This is a genomic window from Flavobacterium ginsengiterrae, assembly GCF_039539785.1.
Classification (GTDB): domain Bacteria; phylum Bacteroidota; class Bacteroidia; order Flavobacteriales; family Flavobacteriaceae; genus Flavobacterium; species Flavobacterium ginsengiterrae.
Genome location: NZ_BAABDU010000011.1, coordinates 295,731 through 310,986, shown reverse-complemented (window position 1 = coordinate 310,986; position 15,256 = coordinate 295,731). Strand labels below are relative to the sequence as shown.

Annotated in this window: 15 protein-coding genes; 10 read left to right on the top strand and 5 right to left on the bottom strand. The window is 31.8% G+C overall.

Going from position 1 to position 15,256, the window contains the following annotated elements; all coding sequences use genetic code 11:
• From ABD859_RS23815 to ABD859_RS23795, 5 genes are all read right to left on the bottom strand, one after another.
• Complete coding sequence (locus tag ABD859_RS23815; RefSeq protein WP_345147360.1) at nt 1-411, bottom strand: organic hydroperoxide resistance protein; 411 nt, start codon at nt 409-411, stop codon at nt 1-3.
• 112 nt (nt 412-523) lie between these two features.
• On the bottom strand, nt 524-1,525 hold the full coding sequence (locus ABD859_RS23810) for an alpha/beta fold hydrolase (RefSeq protein WP_345147359.1): 1,002 nt from the start codon (nt 1,523-1,525) through the stop codon (nt 524-526).
• A 393-nt stretch (nt 1,526-1,918) separates the two neighbouring features.
• Nucleotides 1,919-2,332 (bottom strand): cupin domain-containing protein, encoded by a 414-nt coding sequence (locus ABD859_RS23805; protein WP_345147357.1) that lies wholly within the window; start codon nt 2,330-2,332, stop codon nt 1,919-1,921.
• A gap of 76 nt (nt 2,333-2,408) precedes the next feature.
• Nucleotides 2,409-3,710 carry an epoxide hydrolase family protein gene (locus ABD859_RS23800; RefSeq protein ID WP_345147356.1) on the bottom strand — a complete coding sequence of 434 codons (1,302 nt, stop codon included), beginning with the start codon at nt 3,708-3,710 and terminating at the stop codon, nt 2,409-2,411.
• 301 nt (nt 3,711-4,011) lie between these two features.
• Nucleotides 4,012-4,755 carry an SDR family oxidoreductase gene (locus ABD859_RS23795; protein WP_345147355.1) on the bottom strand — a complete coding sequence of 248 codons (744 nt, stop codon included), beginning with the start codon at nt 4,753-4,755 and terminating at the stop codon, nt 4,012-4,014.
• 317 nt (nt 4,756-5,072) lie between these two features.
• Here ABD859_RS23795 and tssD point away from each other — a divergent pair, with 317 nt between their 5' ends.
• The 10 genes from tssD (at nt 5,073) to ABD859_RS23745 (ending at nt 15,219) form a co-directional block, all read left to right on the top strand.
• A complete protein-coding gene (gene tssD, locus ABD859_RS23790) occupies nt 5,073-5,468 on the top strand; it encodes a type VI secretion system tube protein TssD (RefSeq protein ID WP_345147354.1) in 396 nt (131 codons plus the stop codon).
• Nucleotides 5,469-5,495: 27 nt separating this feature from the next.
• Nucleotides 5,496-7,307, top strand: a complete 1,812-nt coding sequence (locus ABD859_RS23785; RefSeq protein ID WP_345147352.1) for a type VI secretion system Vgr family protein — start codon at nt 5,496-5,498, stop codon at nt 7,305-7,307.
• 2 nt (nt 7,308-7,309) lie between these two features.
• Nucleotides 7,310-8,368 (top strand): hypothetical protein, encoded by a 1,059-nt coding sequence (locus tag ABD859_RS23780; RefSeq protein ID WP_345147350.1) that lies wholly within the window; start codon nt 7,310-7,312, stop codon nt 8,366-8,368.
• Between the two features lie 3 nt (nt 8,369-8,371).
• Complete coding sequence (locus ABD859_RS23775) at nt 8,372-8,932, top strand: hypothetical protein (RefSeq protein ID WP_345147349.1); 561 nt, start codon at nt 8,372-8,374, stop codon at nt 8,930-8,932.
• Nucleotides 8,933-8,986: 54 nt separating this feature from the next.
• Nucleotides 8,987-9,553 carry a hypothetical protein gene (locus tag ABD859_RS23770; protein WP_345147348.1) on the top strand — a complete coding sequence of 189 codons (567 nt, stop codon included), beginning with the start codon at nt 8,987-8,989 and terminating at the stop codon, nt 9,551-9,553.
• A 5-nt stretch (nt 9,554-9,558) separates the two neighbouring features.
• A complete protein-coding gene (locus ABD859_RS23765; RefSeq protein WP_345147346.1) occupies nt 9,559-10,119 on the top strand; it encodes a hypothetical protein in 561 nt (186 codons plus the stop codon).
• Nucleotides 10,120-10,375: 256 nt separating this feature from the next.
• Nucleotides 10,376-11,104 (top strand): hypothetical protein, encoded by a 729-nt coding sequence (locus tag ABD859_RS23760; RefSeq protein ID WP_345147344.1) that lies wholly within the window; start codon nt 10,376-10,378, stop codon nt 11,102-11,104.
• Nucleotides 11,105-11,376: 272 nt separating this feature from the next.
• Nucleotides 11,377-11,979, top strand: coding sequence for a hypothetical protein (locus tag ABD859_RS23755; RefSeq protein WP_345147343.1), 603 nt, complete (start codon nt 11,377-11,379; stop codon nt 11,977-11,979).
• Between the two features lie 2,363 nt (nt 11,980-14,342).
• Nucleotides 14,343-14,576 (top strand): hypothetical protein, encoded by a 234-nt coding sequence (locus tag ABD859_RS23750; protein ID WP_345147342.1) that lies wholly within the window; start codon nt 14,343-14,345, stop codon nt 14,574-14,576.
• Between the two features lie 226 nt (nt 14,577-14,802).
• Nucleotides 14,803-15,219, top strand: coding sequence for an OsmC family protein (locus ABD859_RS23745; RefSeq protein WP_345147341.1), 417 nt, complete (start codon nt 14,803-14,805; stop codon nt 15,217-15,219).
• Nucleotides 15,220-15,256 lie beyond the last annotated feature (37 nt).

The following is a 15,256-nucleotide window of genomic DNA, read 5'->3' as shown; positions in this document are numbered from 1 at the left end:
TTAAAGTATATTAAGCTCTACGTTTATATTTCCTCTTGTCGCTTTAGAATACGGACAAGTCTGATGTGCCTGAGCCGCTAAAGCTTCTGCTTTTTCACGATCAATTCCCGGAAGGCTGATGTTTAAACGAGCCTGTAAAGAATATTCGCCTTCGGTTACACATAAATCAACTTCTGCGTCTACCGCTGTTTCTGCCGGAAGTCTAACTCCCAATTTTGAAGCTGCAATTCCTAAAGCTCCAATAAAACAAGCCGACCATCCTGCAGCAAATAACTGTTCCGGATTTGTTCCCGGACGTGATGATCCCGGTGCGCTTAATTTGATATTCAATTGTTCGTCTGAACTTTGAGAAGCTCCTTCTCTACCACCTGTTGTATGCGTTTTTCCTGTGTATAATACTTTTGTGTTCATGATATGTATAATTTTAGATTGTTGATTTTAGATTTTAGATTATTATAATTGTTATTGATTTTTGATATTTGATATTGCAATTGGAATTTGGAATTTTAAAAAAAATTGAAATTTATTTCAAGCTGTCCACATCAATAATTGCCTGTGCAAATGCTTTTGGATCTTCCTGCGGCACGTTGTGGCCAATTCCTTTTAAAATTCTGTGTTCGTATTTTCCTGTGAATTTATTAGCATACGCTTTTCCATCTGCGAAAGCGCCGTCAAAGTCACTACCTATTGTGATTGCTGGAACTTTAATTTCCGGTTTAGCCGCCAGACGTTTTTCAAAAACATCATATTTAGATTCTCCGGCTTCCAGAGATTGTCTCCATCTGTAATTGTGAATTACGATTGCTACATGATCAGGATTGTCAAAAGACTTCGCTGTCTGATCGTAAGCTACTTTGCTGAAGTTCCATAATGGAGAAGCGATCTGCCAGATTTGTTTGTTAAACTCATAAGTATTTTGGGTGTACCCTGATTTTCCTCTTTCGGTAGCGAAATAATACTGGTACCACCATCCTAGTTCTGCTTTTGGAGGTAATGGTTTTAGGTTGGCTTCCAGATTTACGACCAAATAACCGCTTACAGATACTAAACCTTTTACACGTTCCGGCCACAGTGCAGATACTACAACTGCTGTTCTTGCTCCCCAGTCGAAACCCCCAATTACGGCTTTGTCGATTTTCAGTGCATCCATAAAAGCAATAATATCGCTTGCTAATGCTGCCTGCTGTCCGTTTCTAAAAGTATCTTTTGAAAGGAAAGTTGTTGTTCCGAATCCTCTTAAATAAGGTGTATAAACGTGATATCCTTTTGAAACCAAAATTGGAACAACTTCTTCATAGCTGTGAATATCATAAGGCCAGCCGTGAAGCAGAATAACCGGAGTTCCGTTTGAAAGACCTGCTTCTGTATAGCCTACGTTTAATAATCCGGCATTGATTTGTTTTAAAGTTCCAAGTGAACTGTTTACTTGAATAGTTTGTTTGGGAGCTTGTGCGCTCACTAAAGCTGTAGCTGTAGAAAAAACAGCGATTAAAATTAATTTGGCATTTTTTAATAAAGTTTTCATAATTTTTATTTTTTGATTAGTTGATTATCAGTTAATTTCTTCGTCAAAGGTATCTCGGTAATCGTCGTTTTTAAAGAAGAAAAAAGGTGAAGTGGACAAAGTAAAAGGCGAAACGGACAGAACTTTTGGTAGTGTTTTTTTAAACCGCAAAGAGCGCTAAGGATTTTCGCAAAGGACACAAAGTTTTTTACTGTTGCTATTTTACCGCAAAGCACGCAAGAAATGTTTTTTATTAAGTCTTTAAAAAGAGCGCAAAGCTTTGTGAACTTATCGTCAATCAATTAATCTCAAAAAAAGAACTTAGCGCTCTTTGCGAAAATCCTTAGCGCCCTTTGCGGTTAAACCATCCTCATTTCAACTTGAAACCTGAAACCTGAAACCTGAAACAAAAACCTATTTCTTCAAGGTCAAAACAGGTTTTCCTTTTTCTACCACATACGTTGCCAGTTCAGAAGCTTTTAGATTGGTATTATTTTTAGCAGAATGTACAACGCCAGCCGGAATAAACAGAACTTCACCTGCTTTTAGAGTTACCGGAGCCTGTCCTTCAACTTCATATTCCAGAGAACCTTCGAGTACATAGATAATTTCTTCACCCGGATGAAAATGTTTTCCAAAGGCCGAATGTCCGTCAAAATCAATTCTGGCCTGGATGGCTTCACGTCCTGGAATACTTAAATCGTGTTTTTGTAAATCAGTACGTTTTATTCCTGTTTGTGCTGCAATTTGATTCGGAATCAAAAAAGCGATGATTCCCAAAATGATAATTGCGATAATAACCCAAGTTTTTTGTTTTTTCGTTTCCATAATTTTTATTTTTAGTGATTTAGTATCCCAACAGGTTTTAAAAACCTGTCAGGCATAGTCAGATATATTTGTGTTTTTAGTTTTTTCCTCTCAATGCTTTAAAAGCAGATCGAAGTTCCACTGTAAAAATTTGTGGTTCTTCCCAAGATGCAAAGTGTCCGCCTTTACTTACTTCATTATAGTAAGACAAGTTTTTGTATGCTTTTTCAGCCCAGCTTTTTGGTGCCTGATAAATCTCTCCCGGAAATACTGTTACGGCAACCGGAACTTTGATTTCGGCCGTTCTTTGTTCTACAGCATTAAAGTTGTTATTGTTATTTTCCCAATATAATTGCGCCGAAGAATTGGCCGTATTTGTTAACCAGTACAATGAAATATCATCAAGCATTTCATCTTTTGTAAGCGATTTTTCGGCATTTCCTCCGCTGTAAGTCCACTCGTTGAATTTATCTAAGAAAAACGAAGCCAGACCAACTGGAGAATCTGTTAATCCGTAACCTAAAGTCTGCGGACGTGTCACCATCATTCCGGCATAACCGCCGCCTTTTGTATATAATTTATTCAGCGAATTAAAAGCTGCTTTTTCTTTAACCGATAATCCTGCGGGAGCTGGATCGCCGTCTTTTAATGCTTTGGCAACATCAGCAGGAACTGTAGCCGGCATATTTACGTGAATTCCAAGTAAACCTTCCGGAGCCTGACGTCCCATGGCATCTGCAATAACAGAACCCCAGTCACCACCTTGCGAAACATAATGTTTGTAACCTAAACGTTTCATTAAAACATCCCACGCATTTCCTATTTTTTCAGGCCCCCAGCCTGTTCCTTTTGGTTTTTCAGAAAAACCGTAACCCGGCATTGATGGAATTACTAAATCGAAAGCATCTTCGGCTTTTCCGCCATAAGCTGTTGGATCTGTAAGCGGACCAACCACTTTTAAAAGTTCAAAAACCGAACCTGGCCATCCGTGTGTAATAATCAACGGAAGTGCATTTTTATGTTTTGATTTTACATGTACAAACTGAATATCAAGTCCGTCGATATTGGTTACAAATTGAGGCAGTGCGTTTAATTTGTCTTCGGCTTTGTACCAGTCGTAATCAGTTCCCCAATATTTAACAAGACTTTGAATCTGGTTTAGTTTTACACCCTGTGACTGATCTTTTACGGTTTCCTGATCCGGCCATCTTGTAGCATTGATACGATTGCGAAGATCTGTAACCGCTTCCTGCGATACGCTGATATGATACGGACGTATTAACTCAGCATCTGATTGTTTGTTTTTATTTTGGGCAAAAGAAGTTATTCCTGCCAGCATAAAAGTTCCTGCAGCAACTGCATTTATAAAACTGTGTTTGTGTCGTTGAAGTGTTTTCATTTTTTTGATTTAGAATTATTTGTTATCAGTTAATTTCTTCGTCAAAAGTATTTCGATAACCCTTCATACGAAATCAGAAAACAGTCCAAACGGACAAAGTAACAGGTGAAATGGACTGGCTTAATTGCGAATGAAATTTAACCGCAAAGAGCGCAAGGGTTTACGCAAAAAACGCCAAGGTCTTTTGATTAAGAGCTTTGTAAAAACACAAAGACCGCAAAGCTATTGTTCAATAACTTTGCGATCTTTGCGAAAATCTTAGCGCACTTTGCGTTTTAAACCACTAACTCATAATTAATAATTAAGCCAAAACCATTCCCCCATCCATAATAAAATCAGCGCCTGTAATAAATTTAGCGTTTTCACTGCTTAAATACGAAACCATTCTGGCCACATCTTCGGCTTTTCCCATTTCTTTAAGCGGTATTTTTTCGACTACAACATCCATAATACCTTTTACGGTAGATTCGTCTAATCCAACTTTTTTCATTACTTCCGTTTCTGTCGGACCCGGACTTACAGAGTTAACTCTTATTTTTCGAGGTGCTAATTCTAATGAAGCCGATTTCATAATCGAATTTAAAGCGGTTTTACTTGCTGAATAAACCGAAGATCCCGGCCCTGGCATACTTGCAGTATTTGAAGACAAAAACACCACCGAAGCACCGTCTTTTAAAATCGGAATAAATTTACTTAACGTAAAATAAGCTCCTTTGAAATTGACATTCATAATACTGTCGAATAATTCTTCACTTGTCTGTTCTATCGTACCCAGACCCGCAATTCCCGCATTAATAAAAAGAATATCAACTGTACCAAAATCTTCTTTTACTTTCAAAACCAGATTTTCAATATCCGCAATACTTGCCTGATCTGCTGTAACGGCTGTAACGCCCAATTCCTGTGCCGCTTTTTCTATGGCTTCTTTTCGTCTTCCTGTAATAATAACCTTTGCTCCTTTTTCTTTAAGCTCTTTTGCAGCAGCATAACCAATACCGCTGTTTCCGCCTGTTATTACTGCTACTTTATCTTTTAAATTGTCCATTTTTTATGTTTTTAAATTAATGAGACAAAGTTAAATTCAAAAACAGATTACTTTTTTGGAGGTATCATTGAGTATACCAAACCTGGTTTTGAGAACCTGTTTAGTAAAAAGCTTATTCTGTTACTTTTTTACCGTTTAAGGGATATTCTTTTCTATCTCTTTATATAAGTTTACCTGCCATACCACACCATAAAACTGCTGGCATACAGGCAGTATATCCAACAACATTCCTATTAAACATTACACTATTCCTTCTCGACAAAGAGAAATTGGAATAACGAACCTATTGCATAAAACTAACCTTAAAAAAAACAATAATGAGCTTTCTGGCAAAACTACAAATCGATGGAGAAGAATTTAATGTACTGGATTTTAATATAAAGTTCTCCAAGGAAATTGACAGTTTAAATAAACCTGTAGGAAGTACCAAAGGAGGTACTGTAAAAATAACTATTGAGGCAAACCAAAGCACCAGTTTCTTATCGTGGATGTTAAGCAGTGATTTAACTAAAGACGGAAAAATCACCTTTTTTAGAAGAGATGCGATGAGCAAAATGCGCGAACTGGTTTTTGAAAAAACGTACTGCATTTCGTACTACGAAGAATTTAACAGCACGAACGAAATCCCAATGATTATCTCAATGGAGTTAACTGCCAAAGAGCTGGTTTTTGGCGATGCCAAATTTTTCAAAAAATGGATTTCTCTTACCTAATCTTTACCAATTTAAAACACCAAAAACATGTCACAATTTTCAGAACAAGTACATATTACTATAGAAGGTTTTTCGCAGAATGTCATTTATTATGATCTTGAATTATCACAAAAAATGGCAGATCACCATCATTTTTCATTCTTTTGGCATTACACCGGAAAAACGATAATTGAACCCAAAGATCAGGAAAAAGCCATTAGCAATTATATAGGCAGTGAAGTAATTTTTACTTTTAAAGTAAACGGCATACGCCTAATGTCTAAAGGCCGAATTGCAAAATTAAAATCAATTGACAGGCACGGAAGTCCTGCCGGACTACACGTAATAGGAATAAGCCATACTGTTGCCATTGATGATATGCCAAAATCGAGAATCTTTCTCGAAAAAAACCTGCAGCAAATTGCAATTGAAATTCTTGCAGAAGAAAATTCAGGAGAATTTTATCAGCGTGAATCTATTGTTCCTACTTATACTAAAGAATTTAAATTTAAAACGCAGTATAACGAAACGAGTTTTGATTTCCTTAAGCGTCTCTCTGCCCGTTATGCGCAATGGTTTTATTTTGACGGAATGCGTATGCAGTTTGGTAAACTTAAAAATACCAATATTAAACTAATAAACGAATCATCGCTTCATAACTTTAATATCGAAGCCAATTTGGTTTCACATAAAACTTCGTTCAGCAGTTACGATTACAACAATGCGTCTGCTGTAAAAAATGGTGCTGAAAAAACCAGCGAAGGAAGTCAGGACAGATTTGCTTCTCTGGCTGTTTTTAAACAACCTTATATTGTAAGGCCGGGATTGGAAACCGGTGCCTATACAAGCAATGCCCAAAATAAAGAAGATATTGATGAAATGGTAAAAATGCAGACTGCAGGACGCAATGCCAACAGTATTTTCTACAGCGGTACCTCTTACCTGCCTATTGGTTTAGGGCAGACTTTTTCTATTGAAAACAAAAATGTGGAACACCATTTACTGGCAGTTGAAATTATTCACCGCTCTGAAGTAAACGGAAATTATACCTGTGATTTTAAAGCAATTCCTGCCGATGTTCCGGCACCGCACTACACAAACGTAAATGTATTTGCTCTGGCTGACAGTCAGCCGGCAAAAGTAATTGACAATAACGACCCTGAAAAAATGGGACGTGTAAAAGTCGAGTTTTACTGGAATGGCTGGGCAAACAGAAGCGACTGGATGCGTGTCGTACAGCCGTATGGAGGTTCTGGAAAAGGATTTTATTTCAGACCTGAAATTGGCGAAGAAGTTCAGGTAAGTTTTGAAGGCAGCAACGCCAAACGTCCGTATGTTTCTGGAACGTATTATAACGGGAAAGAAATGCCGGACTTTTTTGATCAAAACAACAGCATTAAAGGCTGGAAACTCCGTTTTGGACAGCTCTTTAAATTCATAGAAAAAATAGGAATCTGGCTTTCTGATCCTAGCGGTAATGAAATTCATCTGGATCAGGAGAAAAAAAATATAAATGCCACAACTCCTGAAACTTTTACCATACGAGCCAAAAATATTGTTTTTGAAGCGAGCGAGAGTATTACTCTAAAAGCAGGAACTGATATTGCAGAAATTGCAATGGCTAATAAATCAACATCAATAGGATTATTACAAAATGTACTTATAGGTGGCGATAGTTTTTTACATGTAAAAGGCAGTTTTGATGAACGTATTGAAGGTGACTTAAAATCACATACTGAACAAGAAAGACAAGAAGTTTCTAACAAAGGATACAATATGCAAAGTTTTGAAGAGAATATAGATATTAAGTCTTCAAATGAGATAAAAAATCACAGTGGTGAAAATACAACAAACTCATAGTTATGTCAAGAACAAGAATAGTTAGCGGCAGTATAACCAAAACAAGTAGAGGTAATACAACAATTGAGATTTTGAATGGTAATTTTATATCTTCAGCAGCCAAACAAAATAGTTGGCATGGTGAAAAAAATGGAATTTCATATCATGATTATATACCGCCAGAAAAAGAGGAAGAAGAAGATGAAATATATGAAAATGATAAACTTATCGCAGATATAAAATCAGGAGAAGATTTTCCCGAAATAAAAAATACTTCAGGTAATAAGTTGATCATAAAATTTTTTATTGCAACTACACTTAAAATTGCGAAAGATAAATTTAATACGTTATCATATGGCGTAGCATTTCAAAAACTAGGTCAAGGATACCTAATGGGATCAAATGGTGTTACGTATAAAAAATTGGCAACAAAATTTGTAACTGATTTGGCTGATAATCAAAAAGTCGCTTTTTATAAAGCTAAAGATTTCGGAAATCAATACTTTACAACCAAAACAGTAAATCAAATTGAAGCCTTTAGGAGTAAAAACCTTGTAAAATGGTCTAAATATGTTGCAAAAGCAGGAGAAAATGCAGGTTATTTTTTAACTGCTATTTCTTTTTTGGGAGCAACCTTCGAAAAAGGTGAACCGGATGCTATGCCATTACTAGATGCGGCAATACCAACTTTAGCTGCTGGAGGTAATCCATTTACAGGATTAATTTTGGCAATTATGAAAAATCAAATTAAAAATGATATAAATGAATTTAATGCCTATATAGCAAAACATCTCGAAGAAGTTGAAACAAAAAAAGGAGTTGTTATGACCGAATATTATATAAAAACAATGTCACCAAAATTTAAGATATTAAAAGAATATTATGTATACTCCTTAACATCAACTGCGATGGCTGCTTATCTTTCGGGACAAGTAAAATCTACTAAAGAATTAGATAAAATTAATGCTAATTCTCCCATTGAAGAAATGCTAACAGAAGCAATGTTAATAAGAAATACAGATGAAGGCAAAATAGTAAAAACAATTTTTCTTAATGATCAATATGCTAAACAAAAACAATAAATTATGAAATCAAAACTTTTAATTATTCTTTTAAGTCTTTTTTATTTACCTGCTATCTCCCAAATTACAAAACATAATGATTGTAAATTATACTTCGCTGAAATAGGTGTAAAAGATTTTAATCTTGGCTCAAGCTATAAATCTTTTATAAATGAAAGTAAAAAAAAGAAAAGAAAATTTAATAAAGAAAGTGTGTATGGAATTGATATTGTAACATTCACTAAAAGCATAATTCTTCTTAAAGAAAAGAAAACTGTACAATATAATCTGAAATTTCATAGTGACGTACTTATGGATTATTCGTTTAGAATAGAAGCAGGAAATTTCAGAGTTGCGCCTTATTATTACCAAAAAGTATTAAAATTACTAGAAAAAAATAATAAAAATAGTTTTATAAACAAAGGAGGTTATTCATTTATGAAAACAACAAAAGAATGTCAAAAAAAATTTAATCTTGAACAAGAGGAAGGTCAATACTATATTTCAGGTGGAATCGGTTATGTAAGTCCAATTTGGGAGCAGCAATTCAAAGATTATATGAAAGATACGGGACAAGAAAGATAATAAACTCACTTCTAATCAAGACAAAATATTTGATAATCAAAACTATATTCTTCAATGATCAATATGTTGAAAAAAACAATAATTATAATTATAAGTTTTTTTTATTTTCCAGCAATTTCTCAAAATGTAAAACAAGATAGTTGTCAATTATTTTTTAAAGAAATTGGTATAAGAGATTTTGTACTAGGTTCAAATTATAAAGATTTTTTGAAAGACAGTAAAGCTTTAAAAAGGAAATTTAAAAAAGAAAAAATCTATGGAATAGACATCGTGACATTCAAAGAAAATATAATTCTATTAAAAGAAAGAAGAAAAATCATGTTTAATTTAAAATTTAAACAAAATATTCTTATGGCCTATGATTTTGAAATAAATATAGGAAACTTTAGAACTGCTCCTGATTTTTATAATAGAATTCTAAAATCATTAAATAAAAGTAAAAACTATTTTATTCAAGGCAAGAGTCATAGTTATATGACTGTTAGTGAAAAATGTTCTAAAAATTTTGGTTTAAATACAGAAAAAGATGCCAGTTTTCTTTATGGAGGAATCAGCTACGAAAGCCCAATTTGGGAGCAGCAGTTTAAAGATTATATAGAAGAGATAGAACAAAAACAATAATTTCTATGAGACAAAAAACATTAATAATCTTTTTGAGTTTTTTCTACTTTCCTCTAATCTCTCAGAACATACAACGAGATGATTGCCAATTATATTTTTCAGAAATAGGCATTAAAGATTTTAATCTTGGTTCTAAATATAATGTTTTCTTTAATGAAAGTAAAAAAAATAAAAGGGAATTTATAAAAGAAAGTGTCTATGGGATTGATATTATAACATTTACTGAAAACATAGTTCTTCTTAAACAAAAAAAAATAGTAGAATATAATTTGAAATTTCATCAAGATACACTAGTTGCATATTCATTTAAGATAAATATTGGTAATTTCAAAAATGCTGCTCTTTATTATAATAATGTATTAAAATTAATTGATCGAAATAAAAATACGTTTATTAAGGGGAATAGTTATTATTATATGAAAACAACTAAAGAATGTCAAAAAAATTTTCAGTTTGATAATGATAACACAAAGGATCGATATATATACGGAGAAATCAGTTATGAAAGTCCAATTTGGGAGCAACAATTCAAAGATTATATGAAAGCGACGGGACAAGAAAAATAACAAACTCTCCTGCTAGCGCGAGCGTCTCGCTCGTGTGCGCAAGTTTTGAAGTAATTTGGATTGTTCGCACGAGCGAGGAAGTTAGTTTAAGATTAAAATCAAAACCAACTTTTCATCATTTATATGTGGTATATGATTTTAGTAATAAAGTTGTTCAGGAAAGACTTAAAAAATTCTTGTACGCAGGACAATCTGAAGAAGGGAAATTATTAAAAGAATTTTATTTAATTGAAGAAAAAAATAAGCTATGATAAATATGAAAATCATAAAAAAAATTCAAATGATATTTCTTGTATTGCTTATAATAAGTTGTAAATCAGCAAAAAAATCTGAGGAAATCCGAATGTCATTTCAAAAATATTTAGAATCAAGAAATATAAATATTGAAAAATTAGATGATAGCAATTATACTGACTTTTATATGGATTTTTTAGACTTTAAAACAAAGAGTGCATTATCAAAAAATCCTTTTTTAAAATTAAATGAAGTTTATATGTATGAAGGTCCGAACGTTATTACATTTTGTATTTTCTCTGATGAAAGCAAGGTATATTTGAATCGTATTAACAAAAAAAGTACTGAATATATTATAAAAACGGATGATGAAAATTTGAAAATTAAAAAACAGCTTAAACTGGATTTTTTAGGAAATTTTGATTTGCAGGACAATTTGATAAAGGTTAGTCGTAATGAAAGAGAACTCTCAAGTAAAGAGCGTGATGACTGTGATGTGGGATATATAAATGGAGATAGTATTCATTTTATAGAAAAATATAGAACTAAAAAATTTGCATATAAAAAAAAATGGCTGGCAAAAACGTACAAAACGGATTATGTTTTTTATTATCAACCAAATATTAATATAACAAGATTTGAAAGAACCAAAGATCATAATCCTTATTACCTTATAGAAGGGGCTTTTAAGATTGAGTTAGAACCTGAAAAAGACAGAATGACAGAACTTCTAGAAAAGGCTAAATTTTGATGGAATTTATAATAGCTTTATCTCCCGCTGGCGCAAGCGTCGCGATCTTGTGCGCAATCCCAATTACTTCAAAACTTGATGTTAACGAGCGAGACGCTCGCCAGCAGGGGAAAAAAGGGAAATGAAGATAACCTTACTTGGGATTTTTATAATGAGAACTCAGAATATAAATTTATTCAATAGCTAATCCAAATCAGGAAGAAGTCACATTTTTTTATGATACTCATCCTATATAAAGAGTAAAAACAATTAGAAAATAAAAAGAATAAATAATGTATAAATTTCTATTTTTATTAGTCTCATCATTATCTTTTGGACAATCTATCAAATGTTTGAGTGGTATTGAAGATATAATTTCTAATAAAGTCACAGTAAACTCTGTAAAATATACACAACTAAACAATCATGGAATAGAATCCTATATTATTGACAATAAAGTTAGAGTATATTTATCAAATACCTCATCATTTATTAGGTTAAATAAAAAAAGTAAGAAAATATCATTTTCTCAAACAAACAAAAACAAACAAAATATTTTTTTAAACCTTGATGATGTGTTTTCTATAAATTTTAATAAAAAAAAAATATACATACTTCAGTTCAGAACTTTACATCAAGGAATTGGAGATAATACATTTAATATCATTGCTTCTAATAATAGGATCTTGTTAAAAAAATGGAATTCTTCTGGCACTGGAATTTCAAATGCTTTTGGAATTAGAAATCATAATTTATTTTTCCTAAATCAGATAAGGGATTCCCTTAATTATTATGAATTAAACAATGAAAGATTAATTCTTAAGTCAAAATACTCTACTAATATTAAGATAGATTCGCTAGGTCAAGTTTGTTTATTAAAAGATTATAAATTTTAATAGTCAGATTAAATATCATTAGTGAAAAGTATTTGGACAAGCAAAATCACCGATGCTTATAAACTAAAATACTAATGAAAAAAATACTATCAATTGGATGTTTAATGTTTTTTGTGCATTTTTTCATCTTACTTGTTTTTTTTACAAGATTAAACGTATATGTCCCTAAACATTATGAAAGTAATGATCATGGTATTTACTCAATTATAACACTTTTCTTTTCGTTTATAATTTATATAGTCTCGATTATTCTTGTTCTAGTAGAATATAAGATGAAAATTGGTTATAAATGGATTATGTTATTTTTAATGTACTCAAACTGTTTATTAGAGTTTTACATAAACACATTTTATCAATTTCAACTTTTTACTCGTCCTGAAAGATATAATATTTCAGCAATTATAATCATTTTGATATATTTTGCTTTTGAATTGGTTTTGACTTATTATGTTATTATTAAACTATATAAAACCAATGAGATTGAAAAATGAAATTTTTACAAGAAAAATAGCAGCTATAACTTTTCTAATGTTTTTTGTTCATTTATTTATTTTAGAACTTTTAGTTAGTAGATTAGATGCTTACATCCTAAATATAATGGAGATACAGACCATGGTATAAATTTCATTGTTGCATTATTTTATACATTAATGCTTTATATTCTTACTGTTATTGTAGCTGTTATTGAATATCGGATGAAATTTAATTATAAAAATATAATGCTTTTTCTTGTATTTGGAAACTGCTTTCTAGGATTTTATTTGTGCTCGTTTAGTGAGTATAAATTGTTTTCAAGTCCTGAACGTTTTAATAATTTATCGATAATAATTGTTTTAATCTATTTTGCTTTTGAATTGGCTTTGACCTTTTATATTCTCAATAAACTATATGATGATCATGATTAAAATTTTAATAAAAAAAACAATAATTTTTATAATATTAATATTCTTTGTTCATTTTTTTTTATTGAGAGGTTTATTTAGTTCGTTAGATCATTATACTCCTCTGAATACCTCCGGTAGTCCTTTTGCAATTGCTTTAGAATTGATAATATCGTTCATTGCATGTTACATTATTTTTATAATGGCTTTTATTGAAAAAATTGTTGATACAAAATTAAAATATGTGTACTTGCTTATTCTTAATTTACATAGCATTTTTCAATTTTATTACATAGCATTTTTTGAATACAATTTATTCAATGATGATTTATCATTTGATGCTTTATCTATAGTGATGATTTCTAGTTATTTTGTCTTTGAATTAGCTTTAACTTTTTATGTAATAAATAAATTATATACATCTAAAACGACAGGTAAAAATTAAAAATGATAATGTTTAACAGAAAGTCTATGCACTCCGCTGGCGCTCATTGTGCAATCCAAAATTACTTCAAAACTTGATGTTCACGAGCGAGACGCTCGCGCCAGCAGGGGATACGGGACAGGAAAAATAATAAACTCACTTCTAATCAAGACAAAATATTTGATAATCAAAACTATATTCTTCAATGATCAATATTTTGAAAAAAACAATAATTATAAGTTTTTTTTATTTTCCAGTAATTTCTCAAAATGTAAAACAAGATAGTTGTCACCCGCTGACGCGAGCGTCCCGCTCGTGTGCGCAATCCAAATTACTTCAAAACTTGATGTTCACGAGCGGGACGCTCGCGCCAGCAGGAGGAAATAATTTATAACATTTTTTATAAAGCACTAAATAAAATTAAAAGTAACTTCAACAAAATAAGGAATAAAATATGGCAAAAGAACCTTTTGCGGCTAAATTGACTTCAATTTGGATTGGAGGATTTTTCTTTTGGATCATTAATGGATTTAAAGGAAATATTAATAATCAATACATTAAAAAATATGAAAATAGAAATGTATGGACTGGATATTCTATAACTTTATTTATAGCATGTATAATTCTATACATCAGTTATAAGCAATGAAAAGTTCGCAACTGATAATAAGTGTATTGTCCTAAAATAGGTTTACATAAAAGTGTAAATTATTGAAGAACTATTATAAGAAATCTATCATTGTAAATTGTGCACAAAATCAAGATATTCAGCTTAAACAAATATCAAAAACCCCGATTTTAAAATCGGGGTTTTTAGTTTACGGTCATTTTCGAAAGTAACAGCTAATGATTTTGAAAAACTTCTTTTAATCTTTTTCTTACTTATTTAGATTGATCCTTTTTTGATATATTTGCAGTCCTAAAAGTTAAGACATGATTTCAGAAAAAAAGTTTGCCCGTGTGGTATGGTGGCGGTATTGGAAACAACTGCAACGCTCTCTTAACAGCGTAGGACACCTGCAGCTATACGGGCTTTATATTCCCTAAAAGTTAAGATCATGAGTACAAACACCCTTTCAAAAGAAACCGAAAAAAGATTACTCACTTTTTTCAACAACACAGTCGATCCTGAACAAATGGCAAAAGCAATCAGGCAGGTTAATTTTGTACTTGCTCTGGGCTTAATTCGGGAAAACGAAACCATGCAGCAGGAAATCAATAAACTCGAAAACAGTTTTTATTGGTTAAATGAACTGGCAGAAGTTTTGAATCCATATTTAGATTTGGAGTAAATTATCACGCAAAAATTGAAAACCCTTAATCTTGTGATTGAGGGTTTTATTTTTTTTATTTCATACAAAACCTTTCAATCCCTTTAAAATCAAAACTTATAAATTTATTTTATAACTACTAAAAATTATTAATTTGATTAATAAACACCTTCCCTATACCTTTGTCTCATCAAAATCAAAGAAATGATTTGATCATCTAAAAATTTAATCTTAAAAAATAGAAATCATGAAATTTACAAGAAGAGCAAACGCAAACTGGAAAGGTACAGGAATGGAAGGAAAAGGAACTATTAGTACCCAAAGCACAACTTTAGACAACGCACAATTATCTTTTAAAACTCGTTTCGAACAAGGTGTAGGAACTAATCCTGAAGAATTAATCGCAGCAGCACATTCTGGATGTTTTACAATGCAGTTAAGCTTTTTATTATCTGAAGCGGGTTTTGTACCGGAAGATTTAAATACAACTGCCAAAGTAACTTTTGAAGACGGAACTATTACTTTAATTCAGTTAGAACTTACAGGAAAAGTTCCTGGAATTTCTGAAGAAGACTTTCAGAAAACAGCTCAAAAAGCAAAAGAAATTTGTCCAATTTCTAAGTTGTTAAATACTGAAATTACTTTATCAATCAATTTAATATAAATAAATCACAATTTTTAAACTCCAAATTCCAAATCGC

Bases quoted from the DNA above. Each gene is read 5' to 3' on its own strand.
- ABD859_RS23815 (WP_345147360.1), bottom strand. From the start codon at position 411: ATGAACACAAAAGTATTATACACAGGAAAAACGCATACAACAGGTGGT.
- ABD859_RS23810 (WP_345147359.1), bottom strand. From the start codon at position 1,525: ATGAAAACTTTATTAAAAAATGCCAAATTAATTTTAATCGCTGTTTTT.
- ABD859_RS23805 (WP_345147357.1), bottom strand. From the start codon at position 2,332: ATGGAAACGAAAAAACAAAAAACTTGGGTTATTATCGCAATTATCATT.
- ABD859_RS23800 (WP_345147356.1), bottom strand. From the start codon at position 3,710: ATGAAAACACTTCAACGACACAAACACAGTTTTATAAATGCAGTTGCT.
- ABD859_RS23795 (WP_345147355.1), bottom strand. From the start codon at position 4,755: ATGGACAATTTAAAAGATAAAGTAGCAGTAATAACAGGCGGAAACAGC.
- tssD (WP_345147354.1), top strand. From the start codon at position 5,073: ATGAGCTTTCTGGCAAAACTACAAATCGATGGAGAAGAATTTAATGTA.
- ABD859_RS23785 (WP_345147352.1), top strand. From the start codon at position 5,496: ATGTCACAATTTTCAGAACAAGTACATATTACTATAGAAGGTTTTTCG.
- ABD859_RS23780 (WP_345147350.1), top strand. From the start codon at position 7,310: ATGTCAAGAACAAGAATAGTTAGCGGCAGTATAACCAAAACAAGTAGA.
- ABD859_RS23775 (WP_345147349.1), top strand. From the start codon at position 8,372: ATGAAATCAAAACTTTTAATTATTCTTTTAAGTCTTTTTTATTTACCT.
- ABD859_RS23770 (WP_345147348.1), top strand. From the start codon at position 8,987: ATGATCAATATGTTGAAAAAAACAATAATTATAATTATAAGTTTTTTT.
- ABD859_RS23765 (WP_345147346.1), top strand. From the start codon at position 9,559: ATGAGACAAAAAACATTAATAATCTTTTTGAGTTTTTTCTACTTTCCT.
- ABD859_RS23760 (WP_345147344.1), top strand. From the start codon at position 10,376: ATGAAAATCATAAAAAAAATTCAAATGATATTTCTTGTATTGCTTATA.
- ABD859_RS23755 (WP_345147343.1), top strand. From the start codon at position 11,377: ATGTATAAATTTCTATTTTTATTAGTCTCATCATTATCTTTTGGACAA.
- ABD859_RS23750 (WP_345147342.1), top strand. From the start codon at position 14,343: ATGAGTACAAACACCCTTTCAAAAGAAACCGAAAAAAGATTACTCACT.
- ABD859_RS23745 (WP_345147341.1), top strand. From the start codon at position 14,803: ATGAAATTTACAAGAAGAGCAAACGCAAACTGGAAAGGTACAGGAATG.